General features: G+C 68.0%; 20 protein-coding genes. 11 read left to right on the top strand and 9 right to left on the bottom strand.

From position 1 onward, the window contains the following. The first annotated feature begins 55 nt into the window (after nt 1-55). The 4 genes from sigM (at nt 56) to trxA (ending at nt 3,184) form a co-directional block, all read left to right on the top strand. Complete coding sequence (gene sigM / locus ACIQMX_RS19880) at nt 56-778, top strand: RNA polymerase sigma factor SigM (protein ID WP_402479750.1); 723 nt, start codon at nt 56-58, stop codon at nt 776-778. After that, nucleotides 775-1,716 (top strand): hypothetical protein, encoded by a 942-nt coding sequence (locus ACIQMX_RS19875; RefSeq protein WP_363066931.1) that lies wholly within the window; start codon nt 775-777, stop codon nt 1,714-1,716. The genes sigM and ACIQMX_RS19875 overlap by 4 nt, the downstream gene beginning before the upstream one ends. Before the next feature lie 133 nt (nt 1,717-1,849). Continuing rightward, complete coding sequence (gene trxB / locus ACIQMX_RS19870; protein ID WP_363066932.1) at nt 1,850-2,812, top strand: thioredoxin-disulfide reductase; 963 nt, start codon at nt 1,850-1,852, stop codon at nt 2,810-2,812. Between the two features lie 42 nt (nt 2,813-2,854). Next, nucleotides 2,855-3,184 (top strand): thioredoxin, encoded by a 330-nt coding sequence (gene trxA, locus ACIQMX_RS19865; RefSeq protein WP_219569130.1) that lies wholly within the window; start codon nt 2,855-2,857, stop codon nt 3,182-3,184. Nucleotides 3,185-3,256: 72 nt separating this feature from the next. Here trxA and ACIQMX_RS19860 read toward each other — a convergent pair whose 3' ends face one another. The 9 genes from ACIQMX_RS19860 to rpmH all read right to left on the bottom strand — a co-directional run bounded on the left by ACIQMX_RS19860 (nt 3,257) and on the right by rpmH (nt 9,996). Continuing rightward, entirely contained in the window at nt 3,257-3,874 is a 618-nt protein-coding gene (locus tag ACIQMX_RS19860) for a GNAT family N-acetyltransferase (protein ID WP_402479745.1), read from the bottom strand. Nucleotides 3,875-4,100: 226 nt separating this feature from the next. After that, nucleotides 4,101-5,204: a ParB/RepB/Spo0J family partition protein gene (locus ACIQMX_RS19855; RefSeq protein WP_402479742.1), complete on the bottom strand. Its 1,104-nt coding sequence runs from the start codon at nt 5,202-5,204 to the stop codon at nt 4,101-4,103. Then, nucleotides 5,201-6,277: a ParA family protein gene (locus tag ACIQMX_RS19850; protein ID WP_363066935.1), complete on the bottom strand. Its 1,077-nt coding sequence runs from the start codon at nt 6,275-6,277 to the stop codon at nt 5,201-5,203. The genes ACIQMX_RS19855 and ACIQMX_RS19850 overlap by 4 nt, the downstream gene beginning before the upstream one ends. A 223-nt stretch (nt 6,278-6,500) precedes the next feature. Next, entirely contained in the window at nt 6,501-7,241 is a 741-nt protein-coding gene (gene rsmG / locus ACIQMX_RS19845) for a 16S rRNA (guanine(527)-N(7))-methyltransferase RsmG (protein WP_389057157.1), read from the bottom strand. An 84-nt stretch (nt 7,242-7,325) separates the two neighbouring features. Next, a complete protein-coding gene (locus ACIQMX_RS19840; protein WP_148019656.1) occupies nt 7,326-7,835 on the bottom strand; it encodes a R3H domain-containing nucleic acid-binding protein in 510 nt (169 codons plus the stop codon). Between the two features lie 14 nt (nt 7,836-7,849). Beyond that, on the bottom strand, nt 7,850-9,106 hold the full coding sequence (yidC, locus tag ACIQMX_RS19835) for a membrane protein insertase YidC (protein WP_363066936.1): 1,257 nt from the start codon (nt 9,104-9,106) through the stop codon (nt 7,850-7,852). 3 nt (nt 9,107-9,109) lie between these two features. Then, complete coding sequence (gene yidD / locus ACIQMX_RS19830) at nt 9,110-9,469, bottom strand: membrane protein insertion efficiency factor YidD (RefSeq protein WP_219569142.1); 360 nt, start codon at nt 9,467-9,469, stop codon at nt 9,110-9,112. Next, nucleotides 9,466-9,837, bottom strand: a complete 372-nt coding sequence (gene rnpA / locus ACIQMX_RS19825) for a ribonuclease P protein component (protein WP_148019659.1) — start codon at nt 9,835-9,837, stop codon at nt 9,466-9,468. Before rnpA ends, yidD begins: the two co-directional genes overlap by 4 nt. Nucleotides 9,838-9,858: 21 nt before the next feature. Further along, the gene (rpmH, locus tag ACIQMX_RS19820; RefSeq protein ID WP_010985740.1) at nt 9,859-9,996 is read right to left on the bottom strand and encodes a 50S ribosomal protein L34; all 138 of its coding nucleotides are present in this window, start codon (nt 9,994-9,996) and stop codon (nt 9,859-9,861) included. A gap of 380 nt (nt 9,997-10,376) precedes the next feature. Between rpmH and dnaA the strand changes: the two genes are divergently transcribed. From dnaA to gyrA, 7 genes are all read left to right on the top strand, one after another. After that, the gene (dnaA, locus tag ACIQMX_RS19815) at nt 10,377-12,176 is read left to right on the top strand and encodes a chromosomal replication initiator protein DnaA (protein ID WP_402479738.1); all 1,800 of its coding nucleotides are present in this window, start codon (nt 10,377-10,379) and stop codon (nt 12,174-12,176) included. A gap of 947 nt (nt 12,177-13,123) precedes the next feature. After that, on the top strand, nt 13,124-14,254 hold the full coding sequence (gene dnaN, locus ACIQMX_RS19810) for a DNA polymerase III subunit beta (RefSeq protein WP_148022051.1): 1,131 nt from the start codon (nt 13,124-13,126) through the stop codon (nt 14,252-14,254). A 147-nt stretch (nt 14,255-14,401) separates the two neighbouring features. Beyond that, a complete protein-coding gene (gnd, locus tag ACIQMX_RS19805; RefSeq protein ID WP_402479736.1) occupies nt 14,402-15,280 on the top strand; it encodes a phosphogluconate dehydrogenase (NAD(+)-dependent, decarboxylating) in 879 nt (292 codons plus the stop codon). A gap of 101 nt (nt 15,281-15,381) precedes the next feature. Continuing rightward, nucleotides 15,382-16,512: a DNA replication/repair protein RecF gene (gene recF, locus ACIQMX_RS19800; protein WP_363066939.1), complete on the top strand. Its 1,131-nt coding sequence runs from the start codon at nt 15,382-15,384 to the stop codon at nt 16,510-16,512. Continuing rightward, complete coding sequence (locus ACIQMX_RS19795) at nt 16,509-17,069, top strand: DciA family protein (RefSeq protein WP_363066940.1); 561 nt, start codon at nt 16,509-16,511, stop codon at nt 17,067-17,069. The genes recF and ACIQMX_RS19795 overlap by 4 nt, the downstream gene beginning before the upstream one ends. A 403-nt stretch (nt 17,070-17,472) precedes the next feature. After that, complete coding sequence (gene gyrB, locus ACIQMX_RS19790; protein ID WP_363066941.1) at nt 17,473-19,578, top strand: DNA topoisomerase (ATP-hydrolyzing) subunit B; 2,106 nt, start codon at nt 17,473-17,475, stop codon at nt 19,576-19,578. Nucleotides 19,579-19,624: 46 nt separating this feature from the next. Then, nucleotides 19,625-22,285 carry a DNA gyrase subunit A gene (gene gyrA, locus ACIQMX_RS19785; RefSeq protein WP_363066942.1) on the top strand — a complete coding sequence of 887 codons (2,661 nt, stop codon included), beginning with the start codon at nt 19,625-19,627 and terminating at the stop codon, nt 22,283-22,285. Nucleotides 22,286-22,323 lie beyond the last annotated feature (38 nt).

The raw sequence follows: 22,323 nt of genomic DNA, 5'->3' as shown, positions 1-22,323 counted from the left end.
CAGCTGAACCGTGATAGACAGACGGACCTTGATTCAGAGAGGGAGGGGGAGTGAGGTGGCCGACGAGCCGTCCGGATCACTCAGCGACTCAGACCTCCTCGCTCGCCATGTAGCCGGCGACCCCGACGCCTTCGGTGAGCTCGTACGACGCCATCGCGACCGGCTGTGGGCCGTGGCGTTGCGGACTCTGGGCGACCGCGAGGAAGCGGCCGATGCCGTACAGGACGCACTGATCTCCGCCTTCCGCGCCGCCCATACGTTCCGTGGCCAGTCCGCCGTCACCACCTGGCTGCACCGGATCACGGTCAACGCCTGCCTCGACCGGGTCCGGAAGGCCTCCTCCCGGAAGACCGCACCGGTCGACGACGCGGAGCGGCTCGATCAGCTCATGGAGCCCCACGAGTCCGCCGAGGCACCGGCCGAGCGCCAGGACCTTCAACGCGAGCTGTTCGCGGCACTGGCCACGCTTCCCGCCGAACAGCGTGCCGCCCTCGTTCTCGTCGATATGCAGGGGTACCCGGTGGCGGAAGCAGCCCGCATCCTCGATGTGCCGGTCGGCACCGTGAAGAGCCGCTGCGCACGGGGACGCGCCAGGCTGGCCCCTCAGCTCACCCATCTCCGCAGCGGTACCGGCGGCAGCATGCGGCCGGGGGCGGAGGAGGGGCCGGGAACGGAAGGGAACCGGACGCCGAGAGCATCCGTCCCACCGGCGGCGGGACCAAGGGACGCGGACACGAGTGATCCAGCGGCAGCGAAGGGCGGAGGTGGACGCGCATGACATCAACGACCGACGCGACCCGGCACCCGGACGTCTCGGAGATCTCCGACCTCACCGAGGACCTGCTCTCCCCGGCCCGCGCCGAGGACGTCCGAGGTCATCTGGCCGACTGCGAGATCTGCTCCGATGTCCTCGCGTCTCTGGAGGAGATCCGTGGGCTCCTGGGTACTCTGCCCGCCGCTGAACCCATGCCCGCCGATATCGCGGACCGCATGGACGCCGCGCTCGCGGACGAGGCCCGAGGGCTCGCCGCGTTGGTCACGCCGGCCTCCACGGCAGATGTTTCACGTGAAACAGAGCCTGCTGCCGCGGCGAAGGAGCTCACGGACCGGCCCTCGGGGCACTCACGCGCCGCCACCGGTCCCGGCCGACGCGCCGTCCGCCGGCGGCGCCGAAACACAGTGCTCGGCGCCGCGCTCGGCGCCGCTGCCGTCAGCGTGAGTGTCCTGCTTCTGCAGAACGTCACCTCGTCCGGAAGCTCGGACGGGCTCAAGGCCGCCGACCAAGGCGCCAGCGCCTCCAGGGACGGATCACAGGCGTTCTCGCAGTCCACACTGGAAGAGCGGGTTCACAGCCTGCTGGGCTCCCGCACGGACTCTGTCGGTCCACAGGACTCCAGCGGCGCACAGCAGGATCCTTCCGCTGACACGAAGTCTTCGACGGAATCGACTTCGCCCACCTCCGCATCCCCTCAGTCCCCGCTCCGCGCTCCCTCCGTGACGGTCCCCCCTTGCGTCGAGCAGGGCATCGGCCGGAATGCTGCCGCCCTCGCCATCGAGCGGGGCACCTACGAGGGTTCCGACGCCTTCCTCGTCGTCCTGCCGCACCCCACGGACTCCGCCAGGGTTCAGGCATACGTCGTGGACGCGGCATGTGTAGGCGCCGAGCCTGCGGCCAAGGGCAAGCTCCTGCTCACGCACGCCTACGCACGCGACTGAGAATCACGCCGGATGCCACCCCGGCACGTCGGGAATGCATCCCCCGTAGGATCCGTTGGGTGGGGTGAGAGTCGTTGAACCGACCCCAGTAGGCGTGGACAGTAGGCAGTCTGCAGAGACGAGGAAGAAACCCGTGAGCGACGTGCGTAATGTGATCATCATCGGCTCCGGCCCCGCGGGCTACACAGCCGCCCTGTACACCGCGCGTGCCTCGCTGAAGCCGCTGGTGTTCGAGGGCGCCGTCACCGCTGGTGGCGCGTTGATGAACACCACCGACGTGGAGAACTTCCCCGGTTTCCAGGACGGAATCATGGGCCCGGAGCTCATGGACAACATGCGCGCCCAGGCCGAGCGCTTCGGTGCCGAGCTCATTCCGGACGACGTGATCTCCGTGGACCTCACGGGTGACATCAAGACCGTCACCGACACCGCCGGCACGGTGCACCGCGCCAAGGCCGTCATCGTCACCACCGGTTCGCAGCACCGCAAGCTCGGCCTGCCCAACGAGGACGCGCTCTCCGGACGCGGTGTCTCCTGGTGCGCGACCTGCGACGGCTTCTTCTTCAAGGACCAGGACATCGCCGTGGTCGGCGGCGGTGACACTGCGATGGAAGAGGCCACGTTCCTCTCCCGCTTCGCCAAGTCGGTCACCATCGTCCACCGCCGCGACTCCCTGCGTGCCTCCAAGGCCATGCAGGACCGCGCGTTCGCCGACCCGAAGATCAAGTTCGCCTGGGACAGCGAGGTCGCCGGTGTCCAGGGCGAGCAGAAGCTCTCCGGGCTGACCCTGCGCAACACGAAGACGGGCGAGACGTCCGAGCTCCCCGTGACCGGCCTGTTCATCGCCGTCGGCCACGACCCTCGCACGGAGCTCTTCAAGGGCCAGCTCGACCTCGATGACGAGGGCTACCTCAAGGTCGCCGCTCCCTCGACGCGTACCAACCTCACCGGCGTCTTCGGCGCCGGCGATGTCGTCGACCACACCTACCGGCAGGCCATCACCGCTGCCGGCACCGGCTGCTCCGCCGCCCTCGACGCCGAGCGCTTCCTGGCCGCGCTCGCCGACGACGAGAAGGCCGCCGCAGCCACCGTCTGATCCACGCCTCACCCCACACCCCGCGAAGTTAAGGAGGCCGCCGTGGCCGGCGCCCTGAAGAACGTGACCGACGACTCCTTCGACGAGGTCGTCCTGAAGAGCGACAAGCCCGTGCTGGTGGACTTCTGGGCCGCCTGGTGCGGTCCGTGCCGTCAGATCGCCCCCTCCCTGGAGGCAATCGCGGCCGAGCACGGCGAGATCGAGATCGTCAAGCTCAACATCGACGAGAACCCGGCCACTGCTGCCAAGTACGGCGTCATGTCCATCCCGACGCTGAACGTCTACCAGGGTGGCGAGGTCGCCAAGACCATCGTCGGTGCCAAGCCGAAGGCCGCGATCCTCCGCGACCTCGAAGGCTTCATCACCGAGTAGAGCCGGACAGCAGTCCCGCTGTTTCACGTGAAACGGGCCCATCCCTCAGGGGATGGGCCCGTTTCACGTTCCTCACAGAGGCCGTAGCGCCGGCTCCTTCTGCACAGCCCCCAGCAACCGGTCCAGAGCCAGCTCGACGTCTTCCTTCCACGACAGCGTCGTGCGCAGCTCCAGTCTCAACCGCGGGTGCACCGGGTGGGGCCGTACGGTCTTGAAGCCCACAGCCAGCAGATGGTCTGCGGGCAGCACACAGGCGGGTTCCTTCCAGCGGGCATCCCCGAAGGCCTCGATCGCTTTGAACCCCCGACGGATCAGATCCTTGGCCACCGTCTGCACCATGACCCGGCCCAGGCCCTGCCCCTGGTATCCCGGCAGGATCAGGGCGGTCATCAGCTGAACGGCGTCGGGGGATACAGGGCTCGTCGGAAAGGCTGTCGCTCGCGGCACGTAGGCGGGCGGAGCGTAGAGGACGAAGCCGGCCGGCACGTCGTCGACATAGACCACACGGCCGCAGGACCCCCACTCCAGCAGAACGGCGGAGATCCAGGACTCCTTCTCCTGCTCGGCCCTCCCGCCCTTGACCGCGGCATCTCCCCTGACCGGATCGAGCTCCCAGAACACACACGAGCGGCATCGCCGGGGGAGATCAGGCAGGTTGTCCAGCGTGAGCGGTACAAGCCGACGCCCCATGAAGGCTGTTCCTCGCTTCCCTCACCCAGCGCATCGCGTACGGCCGGTGCACTCCGTTCGCGGAGGTGGATCACATGGATGTGCACTACCAGAACGCATCGTATCCACCGAGGGATCAAGCCGACACCGTGAAAAAGCAAAGGGCCGACCGTGACCTGCGGAAAGCGAAAGGCGGGCCGTGCTCCGTCATCCTCCGGAGCACGGCCCGCCACTCACACGCAGGACGTCAGCCCTCGGCGTCCTCGGTCTTCTCCTCCGCGGCGGCGCGGTCCAGGACACGCCCCTCGCCCGGAGCGAGACTGCCGAGAATGCGGTCCAGATCCTCCATCGAGGCGAACTCGACGACGATCTTTCCCTTCTTCTGCCCGAGGTCGACCTTCACCCTGGTCTCGAACCGGTCGGACAACCGGGACGCCAGGTCGGTCAGCGCCGGCGACAGCCGGCCACCGGCTCGCGGCCCCTTCGACCGTGCCGCGCTCGTCGGCCTGGAGCTCATGAGCGTCACGATCTCCTCGACCGCGCGCACCGAGAGCCCTTCGGCCACGATGCGATGCGCCAGCTTGTCCTGCTCCTCGGAGTCGTCCACCGACAGCAGCGCCCGTGCGTGTCCTGCCGACAGCACCCCGGCCGCGACCCTGCGCTGAACCGGTGGCGACAGCCGCAACAGACGCAGGGTGTTGGACACCTGCGGCCGGGAACGCCCGATCCGGTCGGCCAGCTGGTCATGGGTGCACTTGAAGTCCTTGAGCAGCTGGTCGTACGCAGCCGCCTCCTCCAAGGGGTTCAGCTGAGCCCGGTGAAGATTCTCCAGAAGCGCGTCCAGGAGGAGCTTCTCGTCATCAGTGTCCCGGACGATCGCCGGGATCTGCTTCAGCTCGGCCTCGCGGCAGGCCCTCCAGCGCCGCTCGCCCATGATGAGCTCGAAGCGCCCGGCCGCAGCCTTCCGCACGACGACGGGCTGGAGGAGGCCCACCTCCTTGATCGAGGTGACCAGCTCGGCGAGCGCGTCCTCGTCGAACACCTCGCGGGGCTGACGAGGGTTCGGTGTGATCGAGTCGATGGGCAGCTCGGCGAAGTACGCCCCTGCCACCTCTGCCGGGCCGGCGCTGCCGTCGGGCACCGAGACCGGTGCGCTCGGCTCCGGCACCACAGGGCCGCCCGAGCCCAGGGTGGTCACCTTCGCAACGGCCACACCCCGCTCGGACGTCAGCACCGGCATCGACCCGGGCGTGGACGTACCCATCCCGGCGGGCGGCACCTGCTTCTCCTGCGGAGCGGCGGGGATCAGGGCACCTAGCCCTCGCCCCAAACCTCTGCGACGCTCACTCACTGGATCCCCTCCGAAGTATTCTGCTGGCTGTTCCGGCTGCCCGTCTGGGCATGCTGGGCCTCGTAATGGACCCCGACCCCGCGCAGCGCGATCTCACGGGCCGCTTCGAGGTAGGACAGGGACCCGCTCGAACCGGGGTCGTACGTGAGCACGGTCTGCCCATAGCTCGGCGCTTCCGAGATCCGCACCGACCGGGGAATGCTGGTCCGCAGCACCTCCTTGCCGAAGTGGCTGCGCACCTCCTCCGCGACCTGTGACGCGAGTCTGGTACGGCCGTCGTACATGGTGAGCAGGATCGTCGACACATGGAGATCGGGGTTGAGATGCCCCCGCACCAGGTCGACGTTGCGCAGCAGCTGCCCGAGCCCTTCCAGCGCGTAGTACTCGCACTGGATCGGGATCAGCACCTCCGCACCGGCCACCAGGGCGTTGACCGTCAGCAGGCCGAGCGAGGGCGGGCAGTCGATCAGGATGTAGTCGAGCGGCTGCTCGTACGCCTGGATCGCTCGCTGCAGTCGACTCTCCCGCGCCACCAGCGACACCAGCTCGATCTCCGCACCGGCGAGATCGATGGTCGCCGGGGCGCAGAAGAGACCTTCGACGTCCGGGACGGGCTGAACCACGTCGGAGAGAGGCTTGCTCTCCACCAGGACGTCATAGATGGAGGGAACTTCGGCATGGTGGTCGATCCCCAGAGCCGTAGAGGCGTTCCCCTGCGGGTCGAGGTCCACCACCAGTACGCGTGCGCCGTGGAGCGCAAGCGACGCGGCAAGGTTGACCGTCGAGGTGGTCTTGCCCACCCCGCCCTTCTGGTTGGCCACCACCATGACGCGTGTCTGGTCAGGCCGCGGCAGACCCTCGCCGGCACGGCCGAGGGCCTCTACCGCCAGCTGGGCCGCGCGACCGATGGGTGTGTCGTCCATCGGCGGCGGTGTTTCACGTGAAACACCGTCCCCCGCCGATTCGGTTCGGGGACCGGGGACCGGGTCGGTCATCGGTCCCGCGATGTTGGCGTCGGACCGCAAGGATTCACTCTCCTCGACTTCAGGCTCGCAATGAGCAGAGCCTGCCATGGTTTCGGGGTCGCGAACCAGCGAGGCCCGCTCTTCTGTGGATGAATCCACTTCTGTGGACAACTCCGTAGCCCTAACGGGCCTGCGATGGCGAGGGGCGGCGGCCGCACGACCGCGGCCGATGATTCCATGCAGCAGAGAGCGACGTTTCACGTGAAACACGATGCCCCTGCAGCGTAGCTACAGGGGCACGACACTCCGCGCAGGGTAGGTACGGCTGCGCTCAGCGACGACGACGGGTCCGGCTGACCCTCGCGGCCTTGGCGCGCTTTGCGGCGAACCTCACACCGCCAGGACTCTCGCCCACCACCACACGCACCACGGTGGACATCGGATCGACGACGCCTTCCCCCACGTGGAGCACCTCGGTCTCCACGACGCCAAGCTTGCTGAGGGCCGCTCGCGCGCCGTTGATCTCCTCCTCGGCGGTATCACCCTTGAGCGCGAGCATCTCCCCGTACGGGCGCAGCAGGGGCACTCCCCAGCCCGCCAGGCGATCCAGTGGGGCAACCGCCCGCGCCGTCACCACATGTACCGGCTGAAGCGTGCCCAGAACCTCCTCGGCCCGGCCACGGACGACCGTCACATGGTCGAGCCCCAGCAGTTCGACGACCTCCTGGAGGAAGTTCGTACGCCGCAGCAACGGTTCCAGCAGGGTGATCTTCAGGTCTGGGCGCACCAGCGCCAGCGGAATTCCCGGAAGGCCGGCACCGGACCCCACATCGCAGACCGTGACGCCGTCAGGGACGACCTCGGAGAGCACCGCGCAGTTCAGCAGGTGCCTCTCCCACAGGCGCGGAACCTCGCGCGGACCGATCAGCCCTCGTTTGACCCCCGCGTCGGCCAGCAGCTCCGCGTACCGGACGGCCTCGGGAAAGCACTCACCGAACACCTCCCGGGCCTCGTCGGGCGCCTGGGGAAGCGCTACTTCCTCCGTCACGGGAACCGTCCTTCCATACCGCATTACCGCACCATGGGTGGCTGACTATCAGGCTGACAAAGATCGGCCCCGTCTGCGAACAGACGGGGCCGACAGGAGAGGATCCGGTCAGGCCGGAAGGACGACGACGAAGCGCTGCGGCTCCTCGCCCTCCGATTCGCTGCGCAGGCCTGCGGCCGCGACCGCGTCGTGCACAACCTTGCGCTCGAACGGCGTCATCGGGTCGAGCTTCACCGGCTCACCGGTGCTCTTGACCTCGTCCGCGGCCTTGGCACCCAGCTCGGCGAGTTCCGTGCGCTTCTGGGCGCGGAATCCGGCGATGTCGAGCATCAGACGGCTGCGGTCACCGGTCTCCCGGTGCACGGCCAGCCGCGTCAGCTCCTGGAGTGCCTCCAGCACCTCACCGTCGCGGCCCACGAGCTTCTGCAGTTCACGTGCCGATTCACTGATGATCGAGACCGCGGCCCGGTCCGCCTCGACGTCCATGTCGATGTCGCCGTCGAGGTCGGCGATGTCGAGCAGGCCCTCAAGGTAGTCCGCTGCGATCTCCCCTTCCTGCTCAAGGCGGGTCAAGGTGTCGCTGCCCTCAGCGGCCGTGGAGGTGGTGCCTTCCGTCACGGATGGACTCCTTCTTACTTCTTGGACGGGTGCTTGGGCCGCTGCGGGCCCTTGCGCTGTCCGGACTTGGCTTGGCGTGAGGAGCCGGACGCGGGCTTGCCCTCCGGCTTGGACTTGTCTTCCTGCGGTGCGCTCTTCTGCAGGGAGGTCTTGGAGTCGTCGGCCTCGGCGTCCTTGGTCCCGCCCGGGTGGCCCGCGGTGGTCTGGCGCTTCGCCTTCGTCTGACGCTTGGGCTGCTGGCGCCGCTGTGCGGCTCCGCCCTCGGCCTCGGCGACGGCGGTGTCGCTCTTGGCCACCGTGCCGTCCTCCTGGGGGGCGAGGCCGAGCTTGGCCAGCCCGGTCACGAACTTCCGCTCGATGTCATTGCGGTCCGTACCCTTGGCCACGATGCGCTTGACCGTGTTGCGCCGCGTGCGGCCCTTCACTTCACCGTGCGAGGTGACGCTCTTCAGGAGACGCCCGAGGTACTGCTCCTGCGCCTTGCTGCCCGGGGTGGGGTTCTGGTTGATCACGTACATCTGCTGACCCATGGTCCAGACGTTCGTGGTGAGCCAGTAGACGAGGACGCCGACGGGGAAGTTGACGCCCATGACGGCGAAGATCACCGGGAAGATGTACATGAGCATCTTCTGCTGCTGCATGTACGGCGTCTTGACCGTGAGGTCGACGTTCTTCGTCATCAGCTGGCGCTGAGTGAAGAACTGCGAGGCCGACATCATCACGATCATGATGGCGGTGACGATCCGGACGTCGGTCAGGGAGGCGCCCAGCGCGGCGACCTCGGAAGCGCTGTCGGTGAACTTCGAAGCCAGCGGGGCGCCGAAGATGTGCGCCTGACGTGCGCTGTCGAGCAGCGGCTGGTTGATGACGCCGATGGTCTTGCCCGACGCGATGGCCGAGAGCACGTGGTACAGGGCGAAGAAGAACGGCGACTGCGCCAGGATGGGAAGGCACGAGGAGAGCGGGTTGGTACCCGTCTCCTTGTACAGCTTCATCATCTCTTCGGACTGACGCTGCTTGTCGCTCTTGTAGCGCTCCTGGATCGCCTTCATCTTCGGCTGGAGCACCTGCATGTTCCGCGTCGACTTGATCTGCTTGACGAACAGCGGGATCAGACAGATACGGATCAGCACCACGAGGGACACGATGGAAAGACCCCAGGCCCATCCCGTGTCGGGGCCGAAGATCGCCCCGTACAACTTGTGGAACTGGACGATGACCCAGGAAACGGGCCACGTGATGAAGCTGAACAGACTGGCAATCGTGTCCACTAATCAGGCTCCTTGAGCATTGGGCGAAGTCTCTGCGGCCGGGCCCGGGAGGTCGGTGGCCGACTTCCCGGAAGGCACATCAGCGGCGGAGTCCCCGCCCTTGCTGCCGCGTACGGCACTACGCAGCAGTTCGTGCCAGCGCGGACGTTTGCGTGGTGGAACGTGATCCACGCCGCCGGGTGACCACGGATTGCATCGCAGGATGCGCCAGGCTGTCAGCGCCGTGCCCTTGATCGCTCCGTGCCGGTCGATCGCCGTATATCCATAGTGGGAACACGACGGGTAGTAACGGCAGACAGGCCCGAGTAGTGGGCTGATCGTCCACTGGTACAGCTTGATGAGAGCCAGCAGCGGGTACTTCATCGCGCGCCCCCTCCCAGCAGCCGCTGGAGAGCGGCATCCAGGTCTCGGGCCAGCTGTTCATGGTCGGCGTCACCCGAACCGGGCAACGCGCGTACGACAACCAGGCTACCGGGGGGCAGCAGGGCCAGCCGTTCGCGGACCAGATGGCGAAGCCTTCGCTTCACCGCTGTGCGGACGACCGCACCACCCACTGCTTTGCTGACAACGAAACCCGCACGCGGCGGGGGAGCAGTCTCCCCAGTCACGTGCGGGTCCGTTGCACCGCTGCGTAGATGGACGACGAGCAAAGGGCGGCCTGCCCTGCGTCCTCGTCGTACCGCGGTCGCGAAGTCCTCGCGCCGCCTCAGCCGATTCTCGGTAGGCAGCACGTCATGACGACCTGTACGCGATCAGGCGGACAGGCTGGCGCGGCCCTTGCCACGGCGGGACGCGAGGATCGCGCGGCCGGCACGGGTCCGCATACGCAGACGGAAGCCGTGGGTCTTCGCGCGACGACGGTTGTTCGGCTGGAAGGTGCGCTTGCTCACTCGGGGGCTCCAGTAATGATCGTTTGTTGGCGGGACATCGCCTGGCTGTCACCGTGCGCCCACGAGAGACTCGCGTAAACGCCCTAGTTGCACCGCTTCACAATCACAGATCGTGATCTTTGCCCATCGGAGGCAGGCGGCAGCAGCCATCGACAACTCGACCTGGTCACGGTACGCGCGGCTACGCCATCCGGTCAAACCGACCCTGTCGGACCCCCCATTGTGCACAGCCTGTGGACAACGACTTGAACCGCACGGGTCGGCCCGCCTACCGTGGCTGAACCCCGGTTCTTTTTCTTCCCGCCTGCCGGTCCTCACCCATCCCGACCCATACGTCCCGAGAACCACACATTCGTGGGACCAGCGAGAGAGCGTGCCCTGTGGCTGACGTACCTGCCGATCTTGCCGCAGTGTGGCCACGCGTGCTGGAACAACTCCTCGGAGAGGGCCAGCAGGGCATCGAGCCGAAGGACAAGCAGTGGATCGAGCGCTGTCAGCCGCTCGCCCTGGTTGCCGACACCGCGCTGCTCGCCGTCCCCAACGAATGGGGCAAGCGCGTCCTGGAGGGCCGGCTCGCCCCGCTCATCAGCGAGACGCTGAGCCGCGAATGCGGGCGGCCGATCCGGATCGCCATCACGGTCGACGACTCCGCGGGCGAACCGCCGAGCCCGCCGGCGCCTCCCATGCACCAGTCGCAGCAGCCTCAGCAGCACCGCTATCAGGGGCCCCAGCACGACGAGCGGCAGCACAACGACGGCTACGACGGATACGGCCACCGTCCCTCGGACGACGGCATGCCGACGGCCCGGCCCGCGTACCCCGACTATCAGCAGCAGCGCCCCGAACCCGGCGCCTGGCCGCGCACCCAGGAGGACCTCTCCTGGCAGCAGCCCCGGCTCGGCGGGTTCCAGGACCGCGAGCCGTCCCCCGAGCAGTGGCGCGAGCCGTACGGCGGCCGTCCCCAGCAGCAGCCGCAGCACGACTACCGTCCGCAGTCGCCCGAACGCCAGGGGTACGAGCCCCAGCGTCCCGAGCGTCACGACATGCCCGAACCCCAGCACCGGCAGGGCGGCGGCACCGGACGGCCCGGCGGAGGCACCGGCCCCATGGGCGCACAGCCCGCACCGGCGCCCGGCCCCGGTGAACCGCACGCCCGGCTGAACCCGAAGTACCTCTTCGACACCTTCGTCATCGGGGCGTCGAACCGGTTCGCGCACGCCGCGGCGGTCGCAGTGGCCGAAGCGCCCGCGAAGGCGTACAACCCGCTCTTCATCTACGGGGAGTCGGGGCTCGGCAAGACCCATCTGCTGCATGCCATCGGGCACTACGCCCGCAGCCTCTATCCGGGTACCCGGGTGCGGTACGTGAGCTCGGAGGAGTTCACCAACGAGTTCATCAACTCGATCCGCGACGGCAAGGGCGACACCTTCCGCAAGCGGTACCGCGATGTGGACATCCTGCTGGTCGACGACATCCAGTTCCTGGCGAGCAAGGAGTCGACGCAGGAGGAGTTCTTCCACACCTTCAATACGCTCCACAACGCCAACAAGCAGATCGTGCTGTCCTCGGACCGCCCGCCCAAGCAGCTGGTGACCCTGGAGGACCGGCTGCGGAATCGTTTCGAGTGGGGTCTGACCACCGATGTGCAGCCTCCGGAGCTGGAGACGCGCATCGCGATCCTGCGCAAGAAGGCGGTACAGGAGCAGCTCAACGCGCCGCCGGAGGTCCTGGAGTTCATCGCCTCCCGTATCTCCCGCAACATCCGTGAGCTGGAGGGCGCTCTCATCCGCGTGACGGCCTTCGCCAGCCTCAACCGTCAGCCGGTGGACCTCGGGCTGACCGAGATCGTGCTGAAGGACCTGATCCCCGGCGGCGAGGACTCGGCCCCGGAGATCACCGCGACGGCCATCATGGCGGCCACCGCGGACTACTTCGGTCTGACGGTCGAGGATCTCTGCGGATCCTCGCGCAGCCGTGTACTGGTGACGGCGCGCCAGATCGCCATGTATCTGTGCCGCGAGCTGACGGATCTGTCCCTGCCCAAGATCGGGGCGCAGTTCGGCGGCCGGGACCATACGACGGTGATGCACGCCGACCGCAAGATCCGCGCACTGATGGCCGAGCGCCGCTCCATCTACAACCAGGTCACCGAGCTCACCAACCGCATCAAGAACGGCTGACGGCCCCCCTCAGCCGGCACGCGCACGAAGGGCGCTGTGCGGACTCGTCAGGAGTCCGCACAGCGCCCTTCTCCGTTCCCCGTGGAGCGGCCCGGCAACCCCTGTCGGCGGTGGTGGAGAGGCGCCGGCGGACCGCCGGCGCGGCGATGACGAGGGCTTCCGGCCGGCCGCGCTGTTCGAATACCGGGCAGGACACGGGTGTTCTCCACAGATCTGGGGAGAATTTTCCCTCCACAGCCTGGGGATCCAAAAGTTGTCCATACTGCTTCCACAGGCGAGGCAGCCGATACTCCATCAGGCCAGCTCAGGGGCCTGGGGATTTGTGGTCAACAATGATCCACAGCCTGTGGACAAGTTTTTCGTCCACAGGGGGCCTTAGGCGTTGTCCACCGTCGGCCCACAGGACGACGGCCGTTTTCCCCAGGAAGGACGGGCTTCTCCACACCGCTGTCCACTGTTCGGCAACGCAACACCCGCCGTCACCGCCCCGAGTGAAAGGCGTCACACCGAGAGGGTCGGTTGGGCTGTGGGGAACGTGGGTAAAGCTGGGGACAGGCCTGGGGAGAAACCCCCCTGCCCTGTGCATCGGGTGTGCACAACTTTCGGGTGTCCACAGAAACACCGGGTTGTCCACCGGTGCCACCCACAGGGCCGGTGGACAAAAAACAGGGTGTGACCTGGGAAAACGACGTTATCCACCGTTTCCACAGGCCCTACTACTACTGCCACCTATAGTTAGCCTGGAATCCGCTTCGAAGTGGGGCCTGTGCACAACTCGGCGCCGGAGCTCTCCGAACCTCTTGTCGCGACTTGACCCCGAGCAGCACCGAGTGTCGGTGCCGTACGTCAGACTGGTCCCCGGCGTCCTCCCCCCGGCATCGGTGGAGCGACCCGACCAGACGACGAAGGCCAGCAGGGCGAGCGAGCAACAGCAGGAGGCGGTTCCGGTGAAGATCCGGGTGGAGCGCGATGTACTCGCGGAGGCTGTGGCCTGGGTGGCCCGTAGCCTCCCGGCCCGTCCGCCGGCGCCCGTTCTTGCGGGCCTTCTGCTGAAGGCTGAGGACGGTGCCCTCAGCTTCTCGAGCTTCGACTACGAGGTCTCGGCCCGGGTCTCGGTGGACGCCGAGATCGAGGAGGACGGCACGGTGCTCGTCTCCGGCCGGCTGCTCGCCGACATCTGCCGCGCCCTGCCCAACCGGCCGGTGGAGATTTCCACAGACGGTGTACGGGCGACGGTCGCCTGCGGATCCTCGCGGTTCACACTCCACACCCTTCCTGTGGAGGAGTACCCCGCACTTCCGCAGATGCCGACCGCGACCGGCACCGTGCCCGGCGAGGTCTTCGCCTCCGCCGCCGCCCAGGTCGCCATCGCCGCGGGCCGCGACGACACGCTGCCCGTGCTCACCGGTGTGCGCATCGAGATCGAGGGCGACACGGTCACCCTCGCCTCCACCGACCGCTACCGCTTCGCGGTCCGCGAGTTCCTCTGGAAGCCGGAGAACGCCGACGCCTCCGCCGTCGCGCTGGTGCCCGCCAAGACCCTGCTGGACACGGCGAAGGCGCTGACCAGCGGTGACACCGTGACGCTCGCTCTGTCGGGCTCCGGCGCAGGCGAAGGTCTGATCGGCTTCGAGGGCGCGGGCCGACGGACGACCACCCGGCTGCTCGAGGGCGACCTGCCGAAGTACCGCACGCTCTTCCCCACCGAGTTCAACTCGGTCGCGGTCATCGAGACGGCCCCGTTCGTCGAGGCCGTCAAGCGCGTGGCCCTGGTGGCCGAGCGCAACACTCCGGTGCGGCTCAGCTTCGAGCAGGGCGTCCTGATCCTCGAAGCGGGCTCCAGCGACGACGCACAGGCTGTGGAGCGCGTCGACTCCGTGCTCGAGGGCGACGACATCTCGATCGCCTTCAACCCGACCTTCCTGCTCGACGGCCTGAGCGCCATCGACTCGCCGGTCGCCCAGCTCTCCTTCACGACGTCCACCAAGCCCGCGCTGCTCAGCGGCCGGCCTGCCGTGGACGCCGAGGCGGACGATGCGTACAAGTACCTGATCATGCCGGTGCGCCTCTCCGGCTGACCCGGTCACCGGTCCTGCCGTCGTCGCAAGGACGCGCGGCAGGACCCGACGGGCATGTTCAGCGCCGAGCATGCCCGGCGTCCTGTCCCCCGCCGGGCGTAGGCTCGGTCCTGGGTACGAATCGGCACAACGCTTAAGGAATCTCTGATGGAGCTCGGTCTCGTCGGCCTCGGCAAGATGGGCGGCAACATGCGCGAGCGCATCCGCCGCGCCGGCCACACCGTCATCGGTTACGACCGCAACCCGGACGTCGCCGATGTCCACAGCCTCGAAGAACTTGTGGGCAAGCTCAAGGGCCCCCGCGTCGTGTGGGTCATGGTCCCGGCCGGTGCCGCGACCCAGTCCACGATCGACGAGCTGGCCGAGCTCCTCTCGCCCGGCGACATCGTCGTGGACGGCGGGAACTCCCGCTGGACCGACGACGAGAAGCACGCGGTCGAGCTGGGCATCAAGGGCATCGGGTTCGTCGACTGCGGCGTCTCCGGCGGCGTCTGGGGCCTGGAGAACGGCTATGCGCTCATGTACGGCGGCGACGCCGAGCACGTCGCGAAGGTCCATCCGGTCTTCGACGCCCTGAAGCCCGAGGGCAAGTTCGGTTCCGTCCACGCGGGCAAGGTCGGCGCCGGCCACTTCGCGAAGATGGTTCACAACGGCATCGAGTACGCCATGATGCAGGCCTACGCCGAGGGCTGGGAGCTCCTGGAGAAGGTCGACTCCGTCACCGACGTGCGCGAGGTCTTCCGCTCCTGGCAGGAGGGCACGGTCATCCGTTCCTGGCTGCTCGACCTGGCGGTCAACGCGCTGGACGACGACGAGCACCTGGACCAGCTCCGTGGCTTCGCCGCCGACTCCGGCGAGGGCCGCTGGACGGTGGAGGCCGCCATCGACAACGCCGTTCCGCTGCCCGCGATCACCGCGTCGCTCTTCGCGCGGTTCGCCTCGCGGCAGGACGACTCCCCGCAGATGAAGATGATCGCCGCGCTGCGCAACCAGTTCGGTGGCCACGCGGTCGAGAACAAGAAGTAGCGGCCGAGAACAAGCAGCCGCGACGGGGAGCGGGACGGCACCCACGGTCCGCCCCGCCCCACGAAGCACGGAGCAGGAAGCCGGGAAGGTCGGCGTACACCATGCATGTCACGCATCTGTCGCTGGCCGACTTCCGCTCGTACGCCCGGGTCGAGGTGGGTCTCGACCCGGGCGTCACCGCGTTCGTGGGCGCCAACGGCCAGGGCAAGACCAATCTCGTCGAGGCCGTCGGCTATCTCGCGACGCTCGGCAGCCACCGCGTCTCCTCCGACGCGCCGCTGGTGCGGATGGGCGCCGACCGGGCCGTCATCAGGGCGGCCGTCACCCAGGGCGAGCGGTCCCAGCTGGTCGAGCTGGAGCTGAACCCGGGCAAGGCGAATCGTGCCCGGATCAATAGATCGTCGCAGGTCAGACCACGTGACGTGCTGGGGATAGTACGCACGGTGCTGTTCGCGCCGGAGGATCTCGCGCTGGTCAAGGGCGACCCCGGCGAGCGCCGGCGGTTCCTCGACGAGCTGGTCACCGCGCGGTCGCCGCGGATGGCCGGGGTGCGCTCCGACTACGAGCGGGTGCTGAAACAGCGCAACACGCTGCTGAAGTCCGCGGCGATGGCGCGTCGCCACGGCGGGCGGTCCATGGACCTGTCGACGCTCGACGTGTGGGACCAGCATCTGGGCCGCGTGGGCGCCGAGCTGCTGGCGCAGCGGCTGGATCTGATCGCGACGCTTCAGCCCCTGGCCGACAAGGCGTACGCGGACGTGGCACCGGGCGGCGGTCCGGTGACGCTGGAGTACCGGAGCTCGGTCGGCGCGGAGGTGGAGCCCGCGCGCACACGTGAGGAGCTGTACGGGCAGCTGATCGCGGCCCTCGCCGACGTGCGCAAGCAGGAGATCGAGCGCGGTGTGACGCTGGTGGGCCCGCACCGCGACGATCTGGTCCTGGGCCTGCGCGGAATGCCGGCCAAGGGGTATGCGAGCCATGGGGAGTCCTGGTCGTACGCGCTGGCCCTGCGGCTGGCCTCGTACGATCTGCTGCGGTCCGAGGGCAATGAGCCGGTGCTGGTCCTGGACGACGTCTTCGCCGAACTGGACGCACGGCGCAGGGAGCGGCTGGCCGAGCTGGTGGCCCCCGGCGAGCAGGTGCTGGTGACGGCCGCGGTGGACGACGACGTCCCCGGGGTGCTCGCGGGGACGCGGTACGCGGTGTCCGCCGGTGAGGTGGAGCGGCTGTGAGCGGCGACGGGGACGGCAAGGACCCGGCCGGGGAGCCGGCGAAGCAGCCGGAGCCCTCGGGAGTGGACCTGGCGCGGGTGGCCCTGCGCGCGGCGAAGGAACAGGCGAAGGCGCGCGGCGCGGCCGCCCAGCAGAAGAAGCAGGCCCGGCGGGGCGGCGGGCTCCGTTCCGGTGCGCGCGCCGACGGCCGGGATCCGCTGCCGCTGGGGGCCGCGATCAACCGTCTGATCACCGAGCGCGGCTGGGAGACGCCGGCCGCGGTCGGCGGCGTGATGGGCCGCTGGCCGCAGATCGTGGGTGACGATCTGGCGAATCACTGTGTGCCGCTGCGTTATGACGAGGAGCCCGACGAGCGGGTGCTGACGGTGCAGTGCGACTCCACGGCGTGGGCGACGCAGCTGAGGCTGCTGGCGCCGCAGCTCGTGGCCCGGCTGAACGCGGACCTGGGGCACGGCACCGTGCGGATGATCAAGGTCCTGGGGCCGGGAGGACCCGCGCGGAGATACGGTCCGCTGCGCGCGCCGGGCAGCACAGGCCCGGGCGACACCTATGGATGACCGGGCCTGACCTGGCCTTTCTGCCCTGTGCCACGAGGGTTCCCGTGCTGTACGCGGGAACCCCGGTGCGGGGTATGCCCCTGTTGCCGCCGATGACCGGCGTACCCCTGTTGTGCGGGTGTGCGGTGGTTGAAACCGTACGGCGGTGAGCGGGCGTCCCTCACCGTAGCGGGAGGCTGACAGGCCGAAGCGCTCAATGCCCGTGTGAGCCTCTTGAGGCCCCTTCCCGGATATGGGGAGTCGTCAGGCGCTCATTCAGGGCGGCACATGCGGACTCAGGTACCGGCAAACCCCCATTCGGGTCGGCGCTACCGGTAGACTGGTGGACAATCCCGCGTCCTTGCGGGATTCGTCGATACAAGCCGAACGACGCAGCCGCTCCCGCCTGCCCGGAGAACGGCCTGTGCTGTGCCAGAAAGGGCGCTTCGTGGCCGATTCCGGCAACCCCAACGAGAACATTCCGTCCACCCCCGGCGAGAGCAGCGCTGCTCCCGCCACGGCCGAGGTGAAGGCTTCGGGTGAGGTGAAACCCTCGTACGACGCCAACGCGATCACCGTGCTCGAGGGTCTGGACGCGGTCCGCAAGCGACCTGGCATGTACATCGGCTCGACCGGTGAGCGCGGTCTCCACCACCTCGTGCAGGAGGTCGTCGACAACTCGGTCGACGAGGCGATGGCCGGGCACGCGGACAGCATCGACGTCACGATCCTCGCCGACGGCGGGGTGCGCGTGATCGACAACGGCCGTGGCATCCCGGTCGGCATCGTGCCGTCCGAGGGCAAGCCGGCCGTCGAGGTCGTCCTCACCGTGCTGCACGCCGGCGGCAAGTTCGGCGGCGGCGGCTACGCCGTCTCCGGTGGTCTGCACGGCGTCGGCGTCTCCGTGGTCAACGCGCTGTCCACCCGGGTGGCCGTCGAGGTCAGGACGGACGGCTACCGCTGGACGCAGGACTACAAGCTCGGTGTCCCGACCGCCCCGCTGGCCCGCAACGAGGCCACCGAGGAGACGGGCACGTCGGTCACCTTCTGGGCCGACGGCGACATCTTCGAGACGACCGAGTACTCCTTCGAGACCCTCTCCCGGCGCTTCCAGGAGATGGCCTTCCTCAACAAGGGCCTCACCCTCAAGCTCACCGACGAGCGCGAGTCGGCGAAGGCGACGGCCGGTGCGGACAGCGCCGAGGCGGTCGACGTCCCCGAGGAGGAGACGACCCGCACGGTCACGTACCACTACGAGAACGGCATCGTCGACTTCGTCAAGTACCTCAACTCCCGCAAGGGCGACGTCATTCACCAGTCGGTGATCGACATCGAGGCCGAGGACAAGGAGCGCCTCCTCTCGGCCGAGATCGCCATGCAGTGGAACACGCAGTACAGCGAGGGCGTCTACTCCTTCGCCAACGCGATCCACACGCACGAGGGCGGTACGCACGAGGAGGGCTTCCGCGCGGCGCTGACCTCGCTGGTCAACCGGTACGCGCGCGACAAGAAGCTGCTGCGCGAGAAGGACGACAACCTCACCGGTGAGGACGTCCGCGAGGGTCTGACGGCGATCATCTCGGTGAAGCTGGGCGAGCCGCAGTTCGAGGGGCAGACGAAGACCAAGCTGGGCAACACGGAGGCCAAGACCTTCGTGCAGAAGGTCGTCCACGAGCAGCTGACCGACTGGTTCGACCGGAACCCCAACGAGGCCGCCGACATCATCCGCAAGGGCATCGCCGCCTCGACCGCCCGCGTGGCGGCCCGCAAGGCGCGTGACCTGACGCGTCGCAAGGGGCTCCTGGAGAGCGCCTCGCTGCCGGGCAAGCTGAGCGACTGCCAGTCCAACGACCCGACGAAGTGCGAGATCTTCATCGTCGAGGGTGACTCCGCCGGTGGTTCGGCGAAGTCCGGCCGTAACCCGATGTACCAGGCCATCCTGCCGATCCGGGGCAAGATCCTGAACGTCGAGAAGGCCCGGATCGACAAGATCCTGCAGAACACCGAGGTCCAGGCGCTGATCTCGGCCTTCGGTACCGGGGTCCACGAGGACTTCGACATCGAGAAGCTCCGCTATCACAAGATCATTCTGATGGCGGACGCCGACGTCGACGGCCAGCACATCAACACCCTGCTGCTGACGTTCCTCTTCCGCTTCATGCGGCCGCTGGTCGAGGCCGGGCACGTCTATCTGTCGCGCCCGCCGCTCTACAAGATCAAGTGGGGCCGGGACGACTTCGAGTACGCGTACTCGGACCGCGAGCGCGACGCCCTCGTGGTGCTCGGCAAGGAGAACGGCAAGCGGATCAAGGAAGACTCGATCCAGCGCTTCAAGGGACTCGGCGAGATGAACGCCGAGGAGCTGCGTGTCACCACGATGGACGTCGACCACCGGGTGCTCGGCCAGGTCACGCTCGACGACGCGGCGCAGGCCGACGACCTGTTCTCGGTGCTGATGGGTGAGGACGTCGAGGCGCGGCGCTCGTTCATCCAGCGCAACGCCAAGGACGTCCGCTTCCTCGACATCTGAGTCGGCCGTACAAGCAAGCCGCAGCGCGAAAGGACTTTGACCAGCAATGGCCGACGAGAACACCCCTGTCCCCGTGACGCCCGAAGAGGTCCCGCCCGTCGAGGGCGTGGGCATGCGTGTCGAGCCCGTCGGGCTCGAGACGGAGATGCAGCGCTCCTACCTCGACTACGCGATGTCCGTCATCGTGTCGCGTGCCCTGCCCGACGTGCGGGACGGCCTCAAGCCCGTCCACCGCCGGGTGCTGTACGCGATGTACGACGGCGGCTACCGGCCCGAGAAGGGCTTCTACAAGTGCGCCCGCGTCGTCGGTGACGTCATGGGTACGTACCACCCGCACGGCGACTCCTCGATCTACGACGCCCTGGTCCGCCTGGCGCAGCACTGGTCGATGCGCATGCCGCTGGTGGACTCCAACGGCAACTTCGGTTCCCCGGGCAACGACCCGGCCGCCGCCATGCGGTACACCGAGTGCAAGATGATGCCGCTGTCCATGGAGATGGTCCGTGACATCGACGAGGAGACCGTCGACTTCAAGGACAACTACGACGGCCGCAACCAGGAGCCGGTGGTCCTGCCGGCGCGCTTCCCGAACCTGCTGATCAACGGTTCGGCGGGCATCGCGGTCGGCATGGCGACCAACATCCCTCCGCACAACCTGCGCGAGGTCGCGTCCGGCGCCCAGTGGTACCTGGAGCACCCGGAGGCCTCGCAGGAGGAGCTGCTCGACGCTCTCCTGGAGCGGATCAAGGGCCCGGACTTCCCGACGGGCGCGCTCGTCGTGGGCCGCAAGGGCATCGAGGAGGCGTACCGCACGGGCCGTGGCTCGATCACGATGCGCGCGGTCGTGGCGGTCGAGGAGATCCAGAACCGCCAGTGCCTGGTCGTGACGGAGCTTCCGTACCAGACCAACCCCGACAACCTCGCGCAGAAGATCGCCGACCTGGTGAAGGACGGCAAGGTCGGCGGCATCGCGGACGTCCGTGACGAGACCTCGTCGCGTACGGGCCAGCGCCTGGTCGTCGTGCTGAAGCGGGACGCGGTCGCCAAGGTCGTCCTGAACAACCTGTACAAGCACACCGATCTGCAGACCAACTTCGGCGCCAACATGCTGGCGCTGGTGGACGGGGTGCCGCGCACCCTGTCGATCGACGCGTTCATCCGCCACTGGGTGACGCACCAGATCGAGGTCATCGTCCGGCGTACGCGGTTCCGGCTGCGCAAGGCCGAGGAGCGCGCGCACATCCTGCGCGGCCTGCTCAAGGCCCTGGACGCCATCGACGAGGTCATCGCCCTCATCCGGCGCAGCAACACGGTGGAGATCGCGCGCGAGGGCCTGATGGGCCTGCTGGAGATCGACGACATCCAGGCGAACGCGATCCTGGAGATGCAGCTGCGCCGGCTGGCCGCGCTGGAGCACCAGAAGATCACCGCCGAGCACGACGAGCTCCAGGCGAAGATCAACGAGTACAACGCGATCCTCGCCTCGCCGGAGCGGCAGCGGCAGATCGTCAGCGAGGAGCTGGCGGCGATCGTCGAGAAGTTCGGTGACGACCGGCGCTCCAAGCTGGTGCCCTTCGACGGCGACATGTCCATCGAGGACCTGATCGCCGAGGAGGACATCGTCGTCACGATCTCCCGCAGCGGCTACGTGAAGCGGACGAAGACGGACGACTACCGCTCGCAGAAGCGCGGCGGCAAGGGTGTGCGCGGCACGAAGCTCAAGGAAGACGACATCGTCGACCACTTCTTCGTGTCGACGACGCACCACTGGCTGCTGTTCTTCACCAACAAGGGCCGCGTCTACCGGGCGAAGGCCTACGAGCTCCCGGACGCCGGCCGCGATGCCCGCGGCCAGCACGTGGCGAACCTGCTGGCCTTCCAGCCGGACGAGCAGATCGCGCAGATCCTGGCGATCCGCGACTACGACGCCGCGCCGTACCTGATCCTGGCCACGAAGGGCGGTCTGGTGAAGAAGACCGCGCTGAAGGACTACGACTCGCCGCGGTCCGGCGGCGTCATCGCCATCAACCTGCGCGAGACGGCCGACGGATCCGACGACGAGCTGATCGGCGCCGAGCTGGTCTCGTCCGAGGACGATCTGCTGCTCATCAGCAGGAAGGCCCAGTCGATCAGGTTCACCGCTACGGACGATGCGCTGCGCCCGATGGGCCGCGCCACTTCGGGTGTCAAGGGCATGAGTTTCCGCGAGGGAGACGAACTGCTCTCGATGAATGTCGTCAGGCCCGGTACTTTCGTGTTCACTGCCACTGACGGCGGGTACGCGAAGCGGACCCCCGTCGACGAGTACCGCGTCCAGGGTCGCGGTGGCCTCGGCATCAAGGCCGCCAAGATCGTCGAGGACCGGGGCTCGCTGGTCGGTGCGCTGGTGGTCGAGGAGACGGACGAGATCCTCGCCATCACGCTCGGCGGTGGTGTGATTCGTACGCGAGTCAATGAAGTCAGGGAGACGGGCCGTGACACCATGGGCGTCCAACTGATCAATCTGGGCAAGCGAGACGCCGTTGTCGGCATCGCTCGTAACGCCGAGGCGGGTCGCGAGGCCGAAGAGGTCGACGGATCCGTCGACGCTGATGCCGAGGGCGAGACGAGCGAGGCAGTGTCAGCCGAGGCCACCACGGCCGACGCGGGCACGGACGACGGCACAGTCGAGGGCAACACGTCCTCGACCGGGGAGCACGAGGAGTAGAGCGTGAGTGGAGCCACGGGCGCAGGTTCGGCCGCTTC

Source organism: Streptomyces sp. NPDC091416 (assembly GCF_044756845.1).
GTDB lineage: Bacteria > Actinomycetota > Actinomycetes > Streptomycetales > Streptomycetaceae > Streptomyces.
The sequence above is the reverse complement of the archived record's forward strand: the minus strand, read 5'-3'. Positions and strand labels throughout refer to the sequence as shown.